This is a genomic window from Escherichia sp. E1130, from assembly GCF_005781065.1.
Taxonomy (GTDB): Bacteria; Pseudomonadota; Gammaproteobacteria; order Enterobacterales; family Enterobacteriaceae; genus Escherichia.
In genome coordinates this window covers 1-20,317 of record NZ_VATL01000064.1, presented here as the reverse complement: position 1 = coordinate 20,317, position 20,317 = coordinate 1, and the positions used below count along the sequence as shown (strand labels likewise).

Genomic DNA, 20,317 nt, shown 5'->3' with positions numbered 1-20,317 from the left:
TCAATGAAGGCCCCGATAACCTTTTCATGTAGCTCAATTGAGCGTGAAAAACAGATTGTTTTGCGGGCCAGACGCTTGATGCGGGTTCTCAGCGTCAGATTGTTACGCTCAATGCGCTGAGTGAATAGTTTGCCGGTCAGATGCTTTTCCTTCGCGACTTCTCTGGCATAACTTCCCCAGTCGTCGCTCGTTATCATGCCGATATTAAACGGGGTGAGCAGAGCCAGCAGCTCACGACAGGTTTCATCCGTTCGTGGTCCGAACGTATAAGCAAGAACACCACCTGTTTTGGTGTTGTAGGCATACCAGAGCCAGTGCTGTCGGGCCTTGCTGCCGACAAAGCTCCACTGTTCATCGAGCTCGCAGATGAGCGCGACATCTGCATGAGCGACCGGAGAGGACGTTATTCTCTTTGGCGCGAGTTTTTTAATGTGCGGATGACGGTATTTATTCCAATTTTGAGTGTCCTTGCGGTATCGCGGACACCTGCTCCGTTGAACGCCATTTCGGTGATTTGCTCTTTGACGCCGGGCTTACGGGCTTCATAGGTGTAGGTGAGCAGAAATACACGATGGCAGTCACGGCAGCGAAACCGATCACGGCCTTTAGGGTTCTGACCATGGCGGTAAACCTGAGCAGACTGACAACGGGGACAATGGACAGTAACGATGGCCATGAGAAAACCTCAAAAGCGAGCATTATACTTCAATTCAACCAATTAGAGGCATCACCGTTAAAGGGAGGAAACATGCAGATGCAATTACCTTTTCCTGGCGTAGCGATTAGCGAGTCATGGTTGACGCTGCCAGCGGCGCAGGATACCGCAGTACCTGTGTTTGCAGGGTTTATTTCGTCAATTCCCATTGGCGTGCTGTACGAAGTATATAGCTATGAACAGTTTAGCCTGTGGGCAAAGGAGAATGACTGGGAAGAGGGAACTGTCCTGCCTTATGCGTTACGCCTTTATTTTGATAACGGTGGGCGGCGTTGTTTTGTCTTGTCTTTGGGCTCGTTAGGCAATGGAGAAATATTAAAGGCTCTGACTGCACCAGAAGCCTGGCAGGCGGTAAAACAACAGAAGGATATTACGCTACTTTCGGTACCCGACAGTGTTCTGTTGGACGATAATAACCATGTTGAATGGCTTGGATATTGGCAACATCTACTTGAGCTGGCACAAGAGTGCCGTGCCCATGCTTTGCTTGATGCACCATCTTCACCCACATCGACCCAATTATGTCTGGAGATGTTTAGTGGACTGAATGCAGAGTGTGGCAGTGTGTACTGGCCTCGCCTGAAAAGTGCTTACCAATATCATCAGCCTGAAGGGCGTTTATACAATAACAAGGGGCGTTTGGATGCTGTCTTTCTTCCTCCTTCAGCAGTTGTTGCCGCAGTTGTGGGGAAAGTGGATCGGGATAAGGGGGTCTGGAGCGCGCCAGCTAACGTCCCTTTATATAAAATAATCCAACCAGAGTACACAGCGCGACAAGGCTCGGGGCTGTTTCAGTGTCATGGGAGGAGTATTAACCTGATCCGCAGTTTCCCCCTGCGTGGTTGTCGGATTTGGGGGTGCCGCACTCTATCCAGTGAAGTGGAATATGACTGGCGGCAGTATATCCAGACCCGCCGGACGTTGCTTTATATACAACAATCACTGGTGCAACTTTGTCATTTTTCTGTTTTTGAACCCAATACACAGATAACCTGGCTGAAGATGAAAGGGCTCTCTCTCTCATGGCTCAACGAGCTGTGGCTAAAAGGTGGGCTGATGGGTCGACAAGAGCAAGAGGCCTTTTACGTTAATATAGGGCTGGGAGAGAGTATGACGGCACACGAGGTGGCTCAGGGACAGCTGAGCATGGAGGTCGGTGTCGCTCTGCATTGCCCTGCGGAGTTTATTACACTACGTTTACAGTTTGCTATACAGCAAGAAAAACGGGGTTAATTGGGCGCTCAATCAAGAGAGAGATAGGTACCATGGCAATAGTAGATACCGCTCATGACATGCTGTTTAAACCGGTAGTTGCGAATTTTTTTACAGTGACAATGTTTCTGTATGGTGAGGATATCGTAGGGGGCATGCTTCCTTTGCCGCGAGTTCCCAGTCCATTGGATCTACGTTTTCAAAGGGTCTCAGGGCTTGGCGGTAGTCTGAATTCCACCCTGCATTATCAGGGGGGGGATAACGTAACCGGGATCGATTTGCCGGGAACTGTTCAACGCGATCATTTGATTATGGAGCGCGGTATCATGGGCGTTACTCCATTTTCCTCTGCCTTTGAACGCATGCTAAATGATGGTCAGGTATTTCGCAGCGACATCATTATTATGCTGTGGTCCTCATCCGGAGGAGGTGTTTCAGCCACTATCCCTGTGGCCACCTGGGCTATTATGGGAGCCATTCCGGTTCGCTGGTCTATGGGGGATTTCGACGCTAACGCAAATCAGATAACCCTTAACCGCTTTGAGTTTAGTTACCATCGAATCAAACATATCGGAATCAAGTTATGACGATCGAAATACATGAACTGGTTATTCGGGCGGAGGTTTCCCCCCCCCTCCCGACCCCTTCGGTTGTTTCGTTTTCTCGACAAGAGCAGGAAAAACTGATCGCTCTGGTGGTTGAACAGGTGATGCGTGAGCTCCGTTACCGACAGGAGAAACAATTATGAGTGTGTTTGATGAAAAATTTTCTCTGCTTACCATCGAAGCCTTTCTGGTCGCTGATGAAAAGGTTAGTCCGCCCTCTTTGGTTGGTGAGATGGAAGTCAAATTCAACCCAAATACGTTACAATTTGGTTATCAGACTGAATATGTACAGCGAGATGCAATAAACAAAAAATCAACAGCTAATCAGTTTGTCATTGCTCGCCCTGGGACTTTATCCGTCGATCTGCTATTTGGAGATACGACAAAAGCGGGCGAAGAACAGGTACAACAGCAAATAGAAGACCTGAAAAATCTGTGTGCAGGTATCAATCCTAATAATGGGAATCCGTTGTTACTCAAGTGTAGTTGGGGGAAGATGCTATGGGGCGGACAGAAAAGTTTTAATGGCTATATGACCGGGATAACGGTGCGTTATACACGCTTCGATCGCCAGGGCCTCCCCCTGCGAGCTGAGGTTTCTTTACATCTGATAGCTGACACTAATCTTGAGTTCGAAAAGCAGAATATAAAACTCCCCCAGGGAAACATAATTAATGTAGAGGATATGAGCACGCTAGCTACAGTTGCAGCCATGGCGGCGATGTCAACAGCTACCGCTGGATTAACGGTTAACAGTCTGGCTTTGGCAAACGATCTTGACACTCTGAGTCCTCCCACTGCCGGGGATAATTTACTTGTGGGGGCTAACAATGAGTCTTTTGCCCAATCTTAACATCACCTTTAACCAGCATAAGCTGGATACGAAAATCTATACCATTGAAATACTGGAAACCCGCAATGCCCTCAATCAAATACCTGAAGCACATCTCGTCATTAGTGGCGCAGAACAAGGGATTTATACCTTACTCAGCACCACGGGACCCGGTTGTGAGGTAGTGATTAAACGGGATATCGCTGGTAAAAGTGTGACATTGTTTACCGGTGAGGTAATTGAACAGGATGTAGTGGTGGATAATAAGAAGGCGCATTTGACCTTTCAAATTGCCCATTTTCTACATCGGTTATGCCGTACTCTGCATAGTATGGTGTTTAGTGCTGCATCTGATGTGGATATCATTAAAACTCTCCTCTCAGCACATGGGCTTTCTTTGTCGGATAGCAGCGGTTTAACATACAGACATGAGCAGTTGGTTCAGTATCAGTGTTCAGACTGGCTGTTTCTGCTGTATCGCTTGCATGCGAATAACCTTTGGCTAACGACATCAGAAGATAAAGATAAGGTCAAACTGACACTGGCAAAAATGCCGTCCGGTGTGGTGCCTGCTGGCAGAGTGCTAAAGCGGGAGGATAGTTTGCAGTACGCAGGTATTGTCAATGCCCGTTGGCAGCGACGCCAGCCTCCGTTTAATTCAGATATCACGATTTCTCACTGGGATCTTAAGAACCAGGAGATGAGTACTCCCCCCTTGAAACCTGCGCAGTTGAGTTTTGCCAGCGGTGGACTCGGCGACGTGGTAAAAACAGGCGATGCCTGCAGTGCCAGATTGAACTACGCGTTGGCGCTGGAGCCAGATGAGTTGCAGGCACGTATTGATGCCATGGAGGCAGAGCGCCAGCTTACGGCACAGCAAATCCATTTTTCAGTATGGGGTAAAGAGATATACCACCCCGGAGATGTTGTGAGTGTGGAGGGCTTTCACAGTTCACTTGATGGCAAAGTTGTGATTAGCGAAGTGCGTCATCGAATCACTGCAGAACGTTGGGACACCGATTTAATCGCTGGTCTGGAGGCATCGCTTCGGACGGTGCCTGCATTGACACCGGAAATTAAGGGAATACAAATCGGTATTGTGGCTGAGTATGAAAATAAAGCAGATCCAAAACCGTGGTATCGCCTGCCAATTAAAGTTCCTGTATTTGATAATAAAAGAGAACTGTGGGCGCGAATAGCGCTGCCACACGCAAGTGATGCAAACTCGTTCGGTTTTTACCCCAACCCTGGAGATGAAGTCATTGTGGCCTTTATGGAAAACGATGCGCGTTATCCAGTCATCCTTGGTGCAGTACATAATCCGATAAAACAAATGCCGACGCAGTTTAACAATAAAACTTTTAAGACAACAAAATATATCACCCTTGGAAAGGGGGAAACACAGCAAAGCCTTATATTCAACACAAAAGAAAACACCCTTTCCTTAATAAGGAACAAGAACACTTTCCTGATGAAGCAGGATAGTATTGAAATATCAGCCGAGGAGAAAATTTCCGCAGTAGTAAAAAACAAAAGCTCCCTGTTGTTAAAGGAGAATACTCTGGATGTTAAGGGGGCAAGTAGCGTCGTCATCAGCAGCAAGAAAATAGACCTGAAAAGATAACCTGTTTATTATATTGGTAAATATGATGAAAGAGATTGAAGGTGTCCTGGGCCGCGGTTGGTCATTTCCACCAGAGTTTAGCCCCAGCCATGGTGTAATAATGGCAACTGATTATCATCGCATCCAGCAAAGCTTGCGAATAATATTTTCAACTTTGCCGGGCGAAAGGATTATGCGTGAAGCATTCGGATGTGATTTTCATCAGTTTATGTTTCAGAATATTGGAGATGATTTAGTTGCACGGATAAGCCGGGCTATTGAAGATGCAGTCCATCGAGATGAACCCAGGATTGAACTGTTGTCGCTGGATGTGCAGAAACGTACATCTGAGCCATATCTGTTGGAATTTCAGGTAGTTTACCGCGTGCGGGGAAGTAGTGATATACAACGATTCAGTGCCAGTCTGGATATGAGCGCACGTCGTTCCTGGGAGGGGGTATGGGTAAGTTAATCCTTACATCCGGCAGTCAAATGCTGTTGGCTTCGGCGATATTTAACGGTCACCATAAGGTACTGACTCCTCCTACAATTATGCTGAATGGTATAAGAGGGCACGCTGCGATTGATGGTAGAAAAATATTCACTATTGACGATATTCAGGATTTTAAAATTAACGCTACCTATATCACCCTTAAAGGACATTCAATCCCCGGACAGGGGAGAATAGAGATAGACAGTAGTAAAATATTAAAATCACAGCAGCTCACGAGTGAAAATTATATTGTTGTTCATGATAATAAATTGCCACTTAAATTTAGTGTAACCAGTCCGGCTAAAATGCCAGGTTCTCCTCCTCAGGATGACCCGCTAACCTTATCCTCTGCAGATGTGATGATAATACCCCACAATAATCACGTATTTGCAGACACCTGATAACCGGAGCTTCTTATGGATGAAGATAATTCCTTTATGCTGGATAACCGCTCTGTAGAGTGGCAGCTGGAACAATTTAATCGTTATATTCAGTTAATCCCGCTAGGGTGTGATTTTAATGCAAATTGGCAGCAGGTATTTAGCGCACAAGGTCTTAGCCAACAGGAACTGATTCGCCTGTATCAGGATATATCCCTGGCCCGGGGGGATTTAGTGCCACAACAGGCTTTTTTACTGGCATTTTTTCACTTATTGGAAACACCTCGTCGTTTATTTAATGCATATCCCACACGGCATCGTCAGTTTTATTACCGTGAACTACTGCAAATGCATGAGCAGCCAGCGCACCCGGACAGCACTGTCGTTGCCGTTCATCTCGAAGATAATGTTCGGGAATTATTGATCGATGCTGGCACTGCATTGAATGGTGGACAGGGGCAAAAAGGGGAGACTTTACTCTACCGTACAGAAAAACCGCTCCTGGCAAACACAGGACAAATAGCCTGGTGTGGTGACTATTGGCCAGCGGTGGAAGAACCACGGGCACGAGTGATTTACCCATCTCCGGAAGGGGGGTGGCCGGAGGGGGGAATACGTCTATTTACCACCAATCAAAGCGAATCGACGTTACCGGTATATGGCGGCTGTAGCGTGGCCTCGGCAGCATTACGGGGAACCAGCGGTCGGCGGACGATAAGAGTCATTTTTGGTGATGAACAACCTGATCCAGAGGAAAAAGAGTCATTACAAGCAGATATCAGCAGCGAGCAGGGGTGGTTACAGCTGTCGGTTGCCAGAGTTGATGATAAATGGACTTTTACCCTGGATGAAACCGCCCCAGCGACGGCACCGCCTGCCGGGTTGGATAACTATTGGGATAAGGTTCCAGTATTACGACTGCGTCGGGCCGGGGGCAAAGCTTTGACAGTGACTAAAATAGTTATGACGATTGATGGTGCTACAGACATTGCGATGAGTACCGACGACGGGCAAGCGTCCCCTCTGGAAGGTTGTTACCCTTTTGGTGTACACGGAACTCTAGGGCGTGGCATAAATTTAATGGCACCAGAGTGGACTGCGTCAGAGTGGGCAGAGGAAGGACTGACTATTGAGGTTAGCATCACGCCCCGCTGGCTGGATTTGCCGAACAAAAGTTTTTCGCATTGGTATATGAATTACCCAAATAAACCCAATAACAACAGTGAGTTCACTGTTCAGCCAAAATATTGTAACAGGTACGCTAAACCTGCTCTCCTCGGTGGGGAAATACCGCTGTTTCAATCAAATGTTAGCGAGACTGATTTTCCCACGGGCGAGATGTTGGTTGTCGACCTGGCTGAGGGAGTTGTAGCCGTACCTCCTGCGACGGATGCCGAAAAAACACAGGCTTGGGAGTCGTGGTTACGCCTGGAATTAATATCAAGGGATTTTCTGCACGCAGAATATCAGACACTGCTGCAGCAAGAGACGATACCTAATCCACTCAACCCTCCTTATACACCCAGTATTGGTGATCTGGCAATTGTCAGTACGATAACGGATAGCATGCCAGTACAGTATCGGTTAACACCATTTGGCTATCTCATAGATGCTGCAGATGATACTGAGGCCGCCAATTTTCCACAGTTGTTGTTAGGGATGAGTGGTGTTTTGCCCGGACAGAGTCTGTCGCTGTACTGGAAGCTGTGGGGCAACCAGCCGCATAACCTCATGTGGCAGTACCTGGCAGAGGATGGTCGCTGGCATTCACTCGACAGTAAAGTCAGGGACGAGACAGAAGGGCTATTTGGCAGCAATCTGTGGCAGGTAACGTTACCGCAGGATATTGCTCGTGGCAAGACTCGTATGCCGCCGGAACTATACTGGTTACGTGCTCTGTTCCCAACAACGCAGACCGGAGAGACGCAAAGTTTTCATTATCCGCGTCTGTGGAGGGTGATGAGTAATGCCGTCCGGGTATGGCTGGACAACAGCCAACCTGTTAGTAACAGTCATTTCGAGCAGCCCTTGCAGGCTGGAAGTATTACCTCGCCGCAAATATCGATCCCTGGGGTGGCTAGTATCGAACAACCCTGGCCCAGTGAGGGAGGTATAGCTAGCGAAGATGAGACTCATTTTTTCCGCAGGGTGGCACAGCGCTTACGCCATCGCCAGCGGGCAATTACTCGCAATGATGTGATTGATCTGTTAACCGAGGTGTTCGCAGAGATTTACCAGGTATTGCAGGTTAACAGTGACGCTCAGGCTTACAGCTCCAAGTTTCTGGTGATCCCGCAAAATGGACGTGAAGATAATGACGATTCACTGAGACCTATTTTTTCTTTGGCGCGCCTGCAGAGAATGACTGCATATCTGAATGAAAGAGCCTCTCTGTGGGGCAATATTGTATTGATGAACCCGGAATATGTTGATGTGTATATAGAATGGGAAGTGAATTTTCAGCGGGATATAATGCCATCCAATGGCAATGCCCAACTCTGGCAGGCGCTACAAGAACACTATATGCCCTGGCAGGCGCGACAAGAACACTATATGCCCAGGCTAAGATTGCAACAAGCAGTAGTTCAGCCTGGAAATCAATTGGATTACTTCGAGATTCTGGCCTTTATTCAGCGTCATTCCTGGGTTGAAAATGTTGTGACGCTTCAACTGGGGCTATCCGAGGATAGTATGTCTGACAACCCCATTGATATGCCGCGTTTATCTCCAAGCCAGGTCGGTATTCTTGTTCATGACTCTCAGGAAGGTGTTGTATGACTACCCACTTTGATGAACGCTGGACCGAATTTTTGGATGAGATCGATTTTGAAGAGCTGGTTACGCAAACGGAAACGTTGCTGAAGACATACAGTGGTAAAGAGAGCTGGACTGATCGTCTGGATAGTGATCCAGGTATTACGCTATTGCAGGCGTTGGCATGGAACGTTTTCGATCTCAGTTGGCGACATACTCATCCGCTGCGCGATTTGTTAACACCACCGCCTGCAGTGGCCGATGGTCGGGAAGGTATTTTTGGTCGGGCTTTTGGCCCACAACGAGCGCTCACCCATAGCCCGGTTACTATGAATGATTATCGGCGAGCCTTGCTGGACTTGCATCAGCAGGATTTTGATATACCCGAGTTACCGGACAGCTTCCTGCTTCGTGATGCGCTGTTACTCAAGGAAATCACAGAGGAGCAGTATCACTACTGGTATGACAGCAGCAGTTACCGTTTCACTTTCTGGCCACCGAAGAAAGAAGAAGGAGAGGAAGACAGGGCATCACATTATCACTTGCTGGGAGGTTATCACCTGTGGCTGATGCCAGAGCGAGATATTCCCATAGAACTTGCGGAGCAAGGCATTCGCGATTTTCTGCTCAACAACCGCAATATTGGCGAACGGATTCGCTCAATAAACTGGCTGCAGCCACAAGCACTCAACCTGACCATCGATCTGGAACTGGAAGATGATAACTATCAGCCAGCTCGTGTGTTAGCAGATCTATTTACACTTTGTGAGAATTTTTTGAACCCTGCACCACCGCGTGACAGTGCGAACACACTTCAGGCTCAAGGGATGCAGAGCAGTGACATCTGGCTTGGCCCTGCATTGCAACATGGCTGGATCCCAATATTAAATTCGGCACCAGACTATATCAACGGTTACGACATACCGCTGACGCCGCTGGCAGAGAAGATCCTCTCCATGGCTGGTGTAAAAGCATTACGTACGCTCAGTACTGGCGAACCCGGATGGCTGTGCCATATTGAAGAAAAACACTACCCGCTATTGTGGGGAAATAACCCATTGGCGCAGCTGGCAGAGGGCACAAAAGTACGGCTGTTTAAACGGGGACAACAACTGATTGTAACCCCGGATGCAATCACACAATGGTTACAAAAACCGGGGCTGCTCGAGCCAGAAGAGAATGTACTTCCCTTTGGGCGCTGGCGCAATGTGGGACGTTATTTCAGCGCCAGTGGTATCCTGCCACCATTATATGGTCTGCAAGAACCGGAACCAGAACAGAGGGTGCGTCAGCTACATCAATTTTTACTACCGTTTGAACAATGGCTGAGTAACCGTTTTGCCATGCTGGCGAGCTTGCCTGAATTGCTTTCTTTTAGGCGGTCCATTGAGCAGCCGCCAGTTTTGTGGGGGGCTCAGTGGCCATTTACTACCGTGCCGCTGGTTGACCCTCAGGCCGAGATCTCTGCCCCTATACATGCCGAATATACCGAAGAATTAAAACATGAAGCAGAAAGGCAAGGCAAGGACAACGAACATGAGCTGGCGCTGCTGGACTGGTTGTTAGGCTATTTTGGTCGTGAACGTACGCCACGGATTTTGGAACAGGCGAGCGAGTTTAACCTAGACTATTTGCAGGTACAGCGCGGCTGGTTGAGTGAGCAGGCAGAAATCGGCTATGGCGGAAGTGCCCTGCGCATTGGTGAAATTTCGGCCCCCATTAAGCGTATCGCTGCACGACTGGGATTTGGGGCGAAACTGTTTACTTTGCCTGCACCACCAATCCCGGAGGAACGTTTAAAGGATCTGCCGTTCTATCTGGTAGAACATTGGGCGCTGTTGCCTGAGCGCCCAAATGAACAGGATCAAAATATTTACCCTGTGACAGATATAAGCGATAAAGAGTCGCTGCAGCCCCCGGCTGAAATCTGGCTAACGCTGGAATCAGGAAAGCTGGTGCGAGGTCAACAAATTGATTTAGTCTTAGATATTGATGATAGACCACTATTAGTGACAAACCTCGTCATCACCGATATCGACGATACACGGGCCATGATTAAGTCGGATGATTATATCAGTCTATTTAGTAACTGGCAGCTGATAGTTAACGCCTTGACAAATAATACGCTCCACTGGCGTGTCAGCGATCTGTGGCTGATGGAAAAATCGTTTGCTTACCAGCCAGAAGAGGTAATTGGCGATGGGAACGAGGCCTGGTTTATGTTCGATCCGCTGCCCCCCTCGTTTCATGAGGGGGACTCGTTGGTGTTGCTACAATATGAAGTAGCGCAGAATCGGCGTATCATCACATTCGCTCCTGCCTTTAGCGCTGTTATTACGGAGCTGGACCCGTTGAATGCCCGCCTGCTGCTGCGCTGTAGCGAGGGTGAAACATTTCCGCTTCCGTCGCCGAACTTTGTCTGGTTTCCCCATGATTTGACTCGTGACCGCTTCTCGTTCACCGTCAGTTTAGTGTTTAATCGAGACGTTATTTTTGGTTCTGAGAGTCTGGATAAAAACACGGTAATTCGTTGGGTCCGTCAGGTAGTTGATGAGGAGATGCCTTGCCATATCCGATGTTGGCTACACTGGTTTAACATGGAGGATTTCAGATATCTGGGTGATATATGGTCCAGGTGGCAGAATAATGGCGAGCCTCACGGTGATCTGGCTTATCAGCTGCTCTCTCTGCTGTCACTGGGCGAACTTCCTCCACGCGCTGGAGGGTTGGGTGTGATGCATGTTGCGACTGCAACAGAACTAGATACCTATGCAGATGTAGATTTCTACTGGCAAGAGAGCAGTTATGAGCGGATGAAAAATGCCGATGTGCTATTTACTCCTGCAAGTGGAACGGCGGCAGGTCTGGCGATACGTCATATTGCCAGACCTGCCGAACTTGAAGAGTTTTCGGACGAGGATGCGAACTGGCATGAAGCTTATGAGGATGATTTAATTAGATATAAGATTCATTATATTACCAAATCACAAAGTAACTCAGCGCTCCTCCATGATGAACAGGAACATAATGATGAAAACAACTGAAACTCTAAAAGCGATACGATCCCTTTCTCAGGATCTTAAAGAAAGGTTCAGTCTGTCTAGCACACCCACAGAGGAAGATTATGCCAGACTGGTTGACATGAGTGCAATGGCTAAAACCTGTGCAGGGCATTTCAGTGATGATGGAAAACCGGGGGCAGGACTCATTGAACAGGATGACGGCAGACTGGCGATTGCTGCTGGACCCGGAGTAGTAAGCTCTCCAGAAAAGGGCATTACGTTAAATATTGACGAAGAAAGTCCTCTGTATTTTGATGACGATGGAGGACTGGCCATTAACCCGACACAAAAATTGTCGGTTGAATTTTTTGAGGGATTAAGCCAGGAAAATAAGGGACATCTATTTAATTGGTTTAATAATGCTGACAAGATGGACCCATCAGTCACCCCACTACCAGAGTTTACTCAGGCTAACAGCAACACACTGGGAAGCGAGATAGCATTCAGCCGTGATGGATTACGCCTGGTTGTAGGGGGAAAACCAGGATCTATATTTAGGACATATTTGTTGGAGCGTAACCCGGAGGGATGGTCAATTATTTATCACGTAGCGCATGATAACTTATCAACTCGACGTCCATTATGTATCAATGGTAATGGCGATATATTTATCATCGGATTTAATAATACGTCAGATATGGGGGGATACAGGATTTCCCGAGAACAGGAAGGTGAATGGCAGACCTTAGAGAGCATGCAAAAGCCAGCTAATGGTGCCATAGGTATGTTTTATGCAAACTCAGTATCCATGGACAGTAGCGGTGATTACCTAGTTGTTGGTTCCCCTGGCCATGAGGATAATAAAGGCAGCTGTTTCTTAATCAGGGGCCTTGATAATAGAAGTGAGCAACGTTTTACCCTGCCGTTGCCCGTTGCGAATGACTCCTTTGGTACAGAGGTCTGCATCAGTGCAGATGGCAGAACGTTTGTTGCCTCTGCCCCTGGCCGCAACGACGATAACGGAGAGGTCACAGTTTGGCAACGTTTTGGAGAAAAATGGGTGATGCATCCTCCCCTGAGCCCGGATGGTGTCGCGGGAAAATTCGGAGCCAGTCTCAGTTTGAATAATGCAGGGGATATGCTGGCCGTGGGGTGCCCTGAAGAAGAGGCTCGCCGCGGAGCCGTATATCTTTATCACCGGTGTAATAATAAATGGGAGTTTCGAGCTAAGTTGACAGGTGATGCCAGTGAAGGAGAACAATTTGGTCTTCGGGTCGCTCTGAGCGGTGATGGTGGTACGCTGGCTGTATCGTCACCTGTAGGCAAAAATAAAGATGGCATCGTGACCGGTGCAGCCTGGTGGTTTGGGGAAGATTTGAAATTTCGCCAGCGATTACTGGCTGAAGATGGCATGGTAAATCACCGATTTGGTCAGTCAATAGCGTTGGGCAGGGGGGGGAATCTGCTGGCTATTGGTGCACCGGGCGCAGCAGATACGGGAAAAGTTTATATTTATGAATAATGTTAACAGGCTGGAGGTAACCCATGGAACAGAAACAAATTGCAAGCGACATAATTTCTCTCAGTGAACTCGCTGCAAAATTTGCGGGGGGAAAAATTCCCACTGAACTTGCCTTCCACACGTTGATTGACTGGGCTTTTGTATGGCAGACGTTATTTGGCTGGGACAGCAACCAGAACAAGATTATTCCTGGCGCGGGATTTAAAAATGACAATGGTAAACTGGCACTGCATACCGGGCCGGGGATAGAAGATGGGGTTAGTGGTCTACGCATTAAGCTTAAACCAGATGGCGGCCTGCAGTTGAGCGAGGGACAGCTTTCTCTGGATGGTTCTGTCGCCGTCAATCCTGCTGCTTTTGCACGTTTACCATTTCGCGACCTGGATTTAATAGCAGGGTTACTGAACCGTATTGCTTGATGTTTATGGGGCGATGTATTGTTGAATAAGATGGGTGAGTATTTATGAAAATGAAAAATAAATTATCGAGCTTTGAGTTAAAATCAAAATTTGATGCGGGAGCTATCCCATTCCCCGAAGACTTTCATCAGATAATTAATGAATCAGGTAAGATTAATGATTTATTGAAAGTGGACGAAATATTCCACACAGATGCAGAGGGGCGCTTAACCATCCCAGTAGAAAAAGACAGTGGATTGTTTATATCAGAAGGGCTGTTGAGTGTTAACCTGAAAGAAAATGGTGGTGGAGAATTTAATAGTGATGGTTTTTTAACGGTTAAGGAAGGTGACTCGGTTTCTTTTGACGACTTTTTTTTATTAACCAGAGCAGAGAGGATAGCAGTATCTCATTATCTGCATTTGTCTGATGTGGTTACTATTCCTCATGGATTTGAAGGTTCGACTCCTGTACTAAGCATTTGCGGAAATTATATTTTACTTTATTTACTTAAAGAAAATTATCTCGATTCTGCTCAGTATTCCGTATGTATTTTGAAAGAGAATGATGGACGGTGGGAACGATGGATAAACTCTGATTTTATCGTTGGAGCTTACGTCCCTGATCCCCCCACTCGGTGGTGGCTCTTTTATGTTGATGATGGATTCTTTTTAATTCCGGGGGCTGACGCCTATGCCGCCTTTGGCGGCAATCCAGGTGGATACCAATTTATTGCGCTTAATTCAGATGGGGAGGACAAATACATGTATTTCGAAGAATCAGGCGAGTATGTACGTAATGGAGTGTCTGTTGTGTCCCAAAACGGTTTGTTTTTCAATAGGAAAAAATTAGGTACAGCGTTAAGTCCTTTCCAACGTAACAATGTGTCGGAAGAGTGGGTGCTCAGGCATAGATATTCAGAGGAAAAATTCAATGGCAATGCAATATGTTGCGTTTCAAATGATGGCTTCATGGAGGCTGAGTATATATTTAACTCGGGTGTAATCCGTATTAATTTTTATACTGAAAATAATGACGTTGTTGAACTGAATGTCGGCGAGCCCGGGTCAAATGGGGATATAGCATTTGATGACAATGGCGATATTTATTACTCTAATGATGTGGGGATCTTTTTCATGAAAAGGAATGATGAGAATTGGAGTGACAAGGAGTTAGTGGTTTTGTTTGATAAAGAAGCAAAATACACCATGTTAAACACAACCAAACGGTGTTGTGTGTATATATATAAAGGGGGTGTTACACCCAGAATTACATATTATTAATGTAAGTGAGTGATGACGACATGCATAAAGCAAAGAGTATTTATACCAATGCAGATTGTCAATGTGACGGCTAATGTTTTAGCTTTTAGCTTACACAAGGATGATGCGTTGCGCTAAATATTGTCATTTCGAATCTGACTTTTTAATTTAATGTTTTTCAAACGTTTTTGTACCATGCATTTTTATTTGTATTATTATCCATGCAAGCATTCCTTATTCTTTCGTATATTACCATCCTGTTATTAACGGTAGTGTTCAACGAGAGATGTTAGTGACGTATTAAAGCTGATATAACATCTAAACGTTGATATTTATTAATTTAGTTAGTGTTATTAATTTAATTGGGTGATTAAAGGGACAAACAGTGAGGATTCTATGGGGGGCATAATTCGGCTAACGTTAATCATTGGTACATCGCCCTCGTTAGGGCAACAGTATATCCATCGGACTCACAATGTTTTCCATAGTCAGGTTCGTTCAGATTTAGCAGCTTTGCTGACGTACTGGCAGGCACGTTTTCATATCGATTTTATTCAACCAAGACTGGAACTTGATTTGGGTGTGATACCGGCCAATCAGTTTGAAGCCGAGTTTAGTACCAGACTTCGCCAGTACCTGGGACAGTGGCTAGCACAGCAGGTATGGCAGCAGTCGGATAGTGAGGATATCCGCATACCAATGTTGGCTCAACACACACAGTGCGGTGACAATAATGTGTCCAATAGACTGTACCCAGCTACACATATAGCTGAAGATCCATCGCCAGAGATTTTGCGCCAGGCATTTATTCGTTATTTGAGTCAGGGGTTCTGGCCCTGGCCACAACTCTGGTTACCAGTGTTGGATAGTGCATCAGCAATGCAGAAACACCGTTCGGCACAACGATGGTTGATCGAGCAGTGGCAGCGAGATAGCATCGTCTGGAAACAGGCATTATGGGGGGAGCTGGTATCTGCTGATGCACGTGAGCGACTGTGGCGTTTACTTTCTCCCCCCGTCCGACGGCGATTAATTCATTTGCTATGGCCGCAGGCACCACGCGGAGAAAGTCTATCCGCGCTTACCCTGGCTTTTGTACATCGGTTGCAACAAGATAATAACCAGCATGGACAACAGTATCTGGAGAGGGAAAACGATAACTCTGATGAGCTAAATGCAAACGCCAGGCAAGGCTTGGCTTTAGACGGCAGTGTTTCATTTTGGGATAACGAGAGGGTAACCGCCGGAACGGCGGCTGCTGACATCGCAGGCGCAGACAGGCAGCGAGGAGATGAAAAAGGAAATGCTGGCGCACAGAGCCAGCATGTAATTTCCGGAACAGTGGCCACTGACAACGCAGGCGCAGACAGGCAGCGAGGAGATGAAAAAGGAAATGCTGGCGCACAGAGCCAGAATGTAATTTCCGGAACAGTGGCCACTGACAGCGCAGGTGCAGACAGGCAGCGAGGAGACAAAAAAGGAAATGCCGGCGCACGAAACCGGAGTAGCAAGAAGGTAACTGCCGGAATGGAAGCAGAGAACGTGAGAGTACCAGAGATATATAGAAGTGCCGGGCGTAATGATGCCTTCCCCGGGTTACCATTGACCACGACATTGACCGTGGCGGGTGCCGGTATGGTGCTGTGTTGGTCAATGTTGCCCGCGCTTTTCTCTCAACTTTGGCCACAGGGAATGGATGACTTTGCTCGACACCAGGCGGTGCAATTGCTGGATAATCTGATTTGGCAAGATGAGGTTCCTGCCGCTGAATGGCGTATGGCAAGCCTGCGGATATTGTGTGGACTGCCACCGGAGGTGGCACTACCTCCAGATATTACGATTAACGAAGAACAGCGCGAACAGGGCGCGCGCTGGCTGGTTGCGGTGATGGCTCAACTGCCACCCTTACAACGCTTTAGCTCCTTAACAGAATGGGAGAGTGAACTATTTTGTGCTCTGTTTCTTCAGCGCCCAGGTATACTTTCTTATCAGGATGACGGCTGGTACTGGCAGGTGACATCGGAGCCGTATGACCTGTTGTTACTTGAATTGCAGTGGCCGCTGGATGGTTTTACCCTCCAGCGGCCACTGCTCCCCTGGCTGGCGACTCCGATTAGTGTATCGTGGCCTCTGCCTGAATCAGCCTGTTTTTTATAATCAACTGGTTACAGGAACATCGATTATGCTGAATGATACAGACGATGAAATCGCACAATTAAATATCCGTATTGAAGACCATATCCGCAGTTTTCTACAATTGGAAGAGGGAAAAACTGTTGATATTCGTTTTGATCCTCCCGACTCCACGAATCCTCCTTCCATACCAACATTGCATCTGTTCCTATACTTGATCCATGAAGATTTAGCGCTACGTCACGGTGAAAGGCGGCGTTATTTACCAAAAGAACAGTGTTTTTCACCGGCTGAGGCCTGCGTTCGTTGCCTTTATTTGGCTACCTACTGGGACAGTGAAAGCAGCAGCAGCGGGTACGAACCGGCGGCGGCTGCAGATAACCAGTCTGTACGCTATTTAAATCGGGTAGTTAAGGCCTTGTTGAATATGCGTATTAATCCCGATTTTGCCCAATTTACCGTCCGCACTATTGAACCTGAGGCCTTAAACAGCCTTGGGAATTTCTGGCAGGCTCTGGGGAATAAACCCAGAGCTATTATTAATTTTTCTGTGACACTTCCGGTGGAGTATGCGAGCCGGGCGGAGCCTGTCACACCGATTTTCGATATTCGTTCAACAGTGGTGCAAAACGTAGCTTACTGGCAGTTGTTGCTGGAACAGCAGTTGATGGCACAGTTACAGGTACTGGTGGAGCCAGGGGCTTTGGCCGGAATTGTGTTAAAGGTTAATGCTTGTGTGTCGGAGAATAACGAGCGCAGATATACAGAAAAATGTCAGGATATTCGGGTTCTGGTAAGTGGCCTGCTGCTTGCCCACGTTGCGGAGGTTGTTGAATCACAGATTGCCGACTGGATCGGGATGACCCTGGAATCTTCTGGCAACATCTATACCGTTGTTGACGTCGATAGCCAGGAACTAGTGGCAATACTCCGCCAAATCCAGATGATGAGGTCATGTTGCGTCAGAGATAATTGCTGAGGTGGTAAGGGGACCTGTAGCCCCTTTAGGGAGAAATGAATCTAATGCGTCATATTATTGATGAGCAGTCTGATGAAACCGTTCAGAGGGTTCTGTATATGGAAGAGGAAGAAAGCCCGATGAACCATTTTCTGGCTGCCGTAGCTATGGTGGATAGCCGGTTGCTGCAGTTTTATTGGGCACATCAGGAGGGCAATCTGCCAGAGTTCATTGAACGGGGCCATTTATCTGAATATACCCCGGAACATCTCCCGTACTGGTCGATGCAAACGGCCAACTGGTCATGCAGCATCCCAGAGTTTTCACTAGCGCAGCACAGTCGCCTGACACAATTAGCAGAGGACTATCAGCTTACAAACTTTGAGTTAACGGTGGTCATTGTGGGTTGCCTGAATGCTTTTGAACCTCGTTATCAGCAACTGTTCTCCGGGATGCCCTTTCAGAGAAATGGCCAACCCTCACTGGAATTGATTTTGGCGGTATTCTGTACAGAAACTTATGCACGCCAGGCGTATGAACAAAGTTTTTCTACCAGTGCACCACTTCTTCACTACAGTCTTATCGAACTGCTGCCTGAAAAGACATCAGGTTACCGTATATTTCAAACACCAGAGTGGGTTCGCCAGTGGCTTCTGGGGGAATACCGATTACCGGGGGATCTGGAACGTTTTACTCGCTGGCTTGAGCCACAACCTGACGGAGCCTCATCTGATCTGGAAACACTGCCTGTACTGGAACTTTTGCCCCCTCTATTAGAAATTAGGTGTGCGCCGGGAGCGGACAGCGAGGCCAGCATGGGAACGCTGGCACAACGGATGGGTACCCGAGCCCTGTTGGTATCCTGGTCGTACCTGCTGGCGGATGCGCGTGGAGCGGTCAGAATGCTCATCCAGCTACTGAGTATTACGCGGTTATGGGGTATTCTGCTGGTCTTAAATCTGGAGGGTTCATGCGAGATTAAGTCGGAGGATGATATTCACCAGGTAAACATCAGAGAAACACTCATACAACTGGTCACGCAGTTCGGGCAGGAGGGGATGCCACGCCCCATTTGTTGCCTGTTATCATCCGATGACGCTCGTTTTCCCTTTCCTGACCTGAGCCGCCTGATGGTCAATCTGAGAGCGCCTGATGCCGCTACCCGGTATGAGCAATTTATTACTCTGTTGAAAGAGGAGCCTGGCTGGGATGCCCGGCAGCTAATTCAGCAAGTGGCCCTTTCCTGGCATGATATGCGTAACGCTATCGACGAAACCCGAGCACTCAGCTGCAGAAACGCCGTACCGCAGGAATCAGATTTTCGACAAACCTTCCTTCGCCGTGCGCGCCAGAACTTTGGTCGACTGGCACAGCGCATCTCGCCGCAGCGGCGCTGGCAGGATATTGTTATTGATGTAGAGCTTAAGGAAGAACTGTGCGACTTGCTTATGGCGGTCAGGTGCAGGGAAGCCGTTCTGGCCCGAGGATTTTCCCACAAACTGGGGTTGGCCACAGGCATCAGCTCATTATTTTACGGCAATCCGGGTACAGGTAAGACGCTGGTTGCCGAAATACTTGCCGCAGAACTGGGGGTTGATCTGATAAAAGTCGATCTATCTACGGTGGTGAACAAATATATTGGCGAAACGGAAAAAAATCTGGGACGTATTTTTGACCTGGCGGCCCAGGACGCAGGTGTGCTGTTTTTTGATGAGGCGGATGCATTGTTTGGCAAGCGCAGCGAAAGTAAGGATGCGAAGGACCGCCACGCCAATATAGAGGTAGCCTATTTGCTCCAGCGACTGGAACAGCATCCGGGGCTGGTGATACTGGCTACCAATAACCGCAGTCACCTTGACGACGCCTTCACTCGCCGTTTTACCTTTATTACCCGTTTCCACTGGCCAGATGCTGTGTTACGGGAAAAAATGTGGCGACAGGCCTGGCCGGCTGAGTTTTCACTAGCCCCCGACGTTAATTTTTCCCGGTTAGCGCAGGTGCAGTTAACCGGTGCTAATATCCGTAACATTGCTTTGCAGGCGAGCTGGCTGGCCGCAGAGGAAACATGTATCAGCTCTGCCCATATTGACAAGGCCATGAAACGGGAGATGGCTAAAATGGGGCGTAATCTTTGATGTTTGCAACCAAATAACACAAACAATAATTGGCCGAAAATAATCCATTTCTCAATGATGAATATTATATGGGTATGTCAGCTGATGACAGGAAGGATTTTAAAAACGCCATTATTTACACCAATAGAGAAAAAATTGATGATTTAAAAGTATCGACTGAAAAAGAAGATGAAGTAGCGAAAAACACACCTGTAGTGGCTTTGTTGAATAAATCAGAGTCAGCCGCTAGGATGCCGCTGGAACCCTTGTTATGCGATCCGAACGCTGTCCGGCATACCCAACAACGTCATCCAGTTTAGTGCTTTGACCATCG

Annotated in this window: 16 protein-coding genes; 15 read left to right on the top strand and 1 reads right to left on the bottom strand. The window is 47.6% G+C overall.

The features are described 5' to 3' along the window. Window positions 1–676 (bottom strand): IS1 family transposase gene (locus tag FEK66_RS25410; protein WP_138211650.1). Its coding sequence is split into 2 segments (ribosomal slippage), with 677 coding nucleotides annotated over them: window positions 1–430 and window positions 430–676; the frame shifts between segments, so codons are not numbered across the junction. This gene is flagged as partial in the annotation. Window positions 677–748: 72 nt separating this feature from the next. Here FEK66_RS25410 and FEK66_RS25405 point away from each other — a divergent pair. The 15 genes from FEK66_RS25405 (at window position 749) to FEK66_RS25335 (ending at window position 20,303) form a co-directional block, all read left to right on the top strand. Continuing rightward, window positions 749–1,948 (top strand): phage tail sheath family protein, encoded by a 1,200-nt coding sequence (locus FEK66_RS25405; protein WP_167854243.1) that lies wholly within the window; start codon window positions 749–751, stop codon window positions 1,946–1,948. 32 nt (window positions 1,949–1,980) lie between these two features. Further along, window positions 1,981–2,514 carry a phage tail protein gene (locus tag FEK66_RS25400; RefSeq protein WP_135494952.1) on the top strand — a complete coding sequence of 178 codons (534 nt, stop codon included), beginning with the start codon at window positions 1,981–1,983 and terminating at the stop codon, window positions 2,512–2,514. 157 nt (window positions 2,515–2,671) lie between these two features. Beyond that, the gene (locus FEK66_RS25395; protein ID WP_135494953.1) at window positions 2,672–3,385 is read left to right on the top strand and encodes a hypothetical protein; all 714 of its coding nucleotides are present in this window, start codon (window positions 2,672–2,674) and stop codon (window positions 3,383–3,385) included. Beyond that, entirely contained in the window at window positions 3,363–4,988 is a 1,626-nt protein-coding gene (locus FEK66_RS25390; protein ID WP_135494954.1) for a phage baseplate assembly protein V, read from the top strand. The genes FEK66_RS25395 and FEK66_RS25390 overlap by 23 nt, the downstream gene beginning before the upstream one ends. 100 nt (window positions 4,989–5,088) lie before the next feature. Then, entirely contained in the window at window positions 5,089–5,439 is a 351-nt protein-coding gene (locus FEK66_RS25385) for a GPW/gp25 family protein (protein WP_167854245.1), read from the top strand. After that, window positions 5,427–5,861, top strand: coding sequence for a hypothetical protein (locus FEK66_RS25380; RefSeq protein ID WP_135494956.1), 435 nt, complete (start codon window positions 5,427–5,429; stop codon window positions 5,859–5,861). Before FEK66_RS25385 ends, FEK66_RS25380 begins: the two co-directional genes overlap by 13 nt. Window positions 5,862–5,876: 15 nt before the next feature. Then, on the top strand, window positions 5,877–8,618 hold the full coding sequence (locus tag FEK66_RS25375; protein ID WP_138211649.1) for a hypothetical protein: 2,742 nt from the start codon (window positions 5,877–5,879) through the stop codon (window positions 8,616–8,618). Then, a complete protein-coding gene (locus FEK66_RS25370; protein ID WP_171023589.1) occupies window positions 8,615–11,638 on the top strand; it encodes a hypothetical protein in 3,024 nt (1,007 codons plus the stop codon). Before FEK66_RS25375 ends, FEK66_RS25370 begins: the two co-directional genes overlap by 4 nt. Then, on the top strand, window positions 11,622–13,118 hold the full coding sequence (locus tag FEK66_RS25365) for a hypothetical protein (protein WP_167854246.1): 1,497 nt from the start codon (window positions 11,622–11,624) through the stop codon (window positions 13,116–13,118). Before FEK66_RS25370 ends, FEK66_RS25365 begins: the two co-directional genes overlap by 17 nt. 23 nt (window positions 13,119–13,141) lie before the next feature. Beyond that, window positions 13,142–13,537 carry a hypothetical protein gene (locus FEK66_RS25360; protein ID WP_135494962.1) on the top strand — a complete coding sequence of 132 codons (396 nt, stop codon included), beginning with the start codon at window positions 13,142–13,144 and terminating at the stop codon, window positions 13,535–13,537. Window positions 13,538–13,581: 44 nt separating this feature from the next. After that, window positions 13,582–14,799: a hypothetical protein gene (locus FEK66_RS25355; RefSeq protein WP_138211647.1), complete on the top strand. Its 1,218-nt coding sequence runs from the start codon at window positions 13,582–13,584 to the stop codon at window positions 14,797–14,799. Between the two features lie 375 nt (window positions 14,800–15,174). Continuing rightward, a complete protein-coding gene (locus FEK66_RS25790) occupies window positions 15,175–16,935 on the top strand; it encodes a contractile injection system tape measure protein (RefSeq protein ID WP_171023588.1) in 1,761 nt (586 codons plus the stop codon). 25 nt (window positions 16,936–16,960) lie between these two features. Beyond that, window positions 16,961–17,890, top strand: coding sequence for a Pvc16 family protein (locus FEK66_RS25345; RefSeq protein WP_167854248.1), 930 nt, complete (start codon window positions 16,961–16,963; stop codon window positions 17,888–17,890). Between the two features lie 44 nt (window positions 17,891–17,934). Beyond that, window positions 17,935–20,004 (top strand): ATP-binding protein, encoded by a 2,070-nt coding sequence (locus tag FEK66_RS25340; protein ID WP_135494966.1) that lies wholly within the window; start codon window positions 17,935–17,937, stop codon window positions 20,002–20,004. A 68-nt stretch (window positions 20,005–20,072) separates the two neighbouring features. Continuing rightward, window positions 20,073–20,303: a hypothetical protein gene (locus FEK66_RS25335; RefSeq protein WP_138211646.1), complete on the top strand. Its 231-nt coding sequence runs from the start codon at window positions 20,073–20,075 to the stop codon at window positions 20,301–20,303. The last annotated feature ends 14 nt before the right edge of the window (window positions 20,304–20,317 follow it).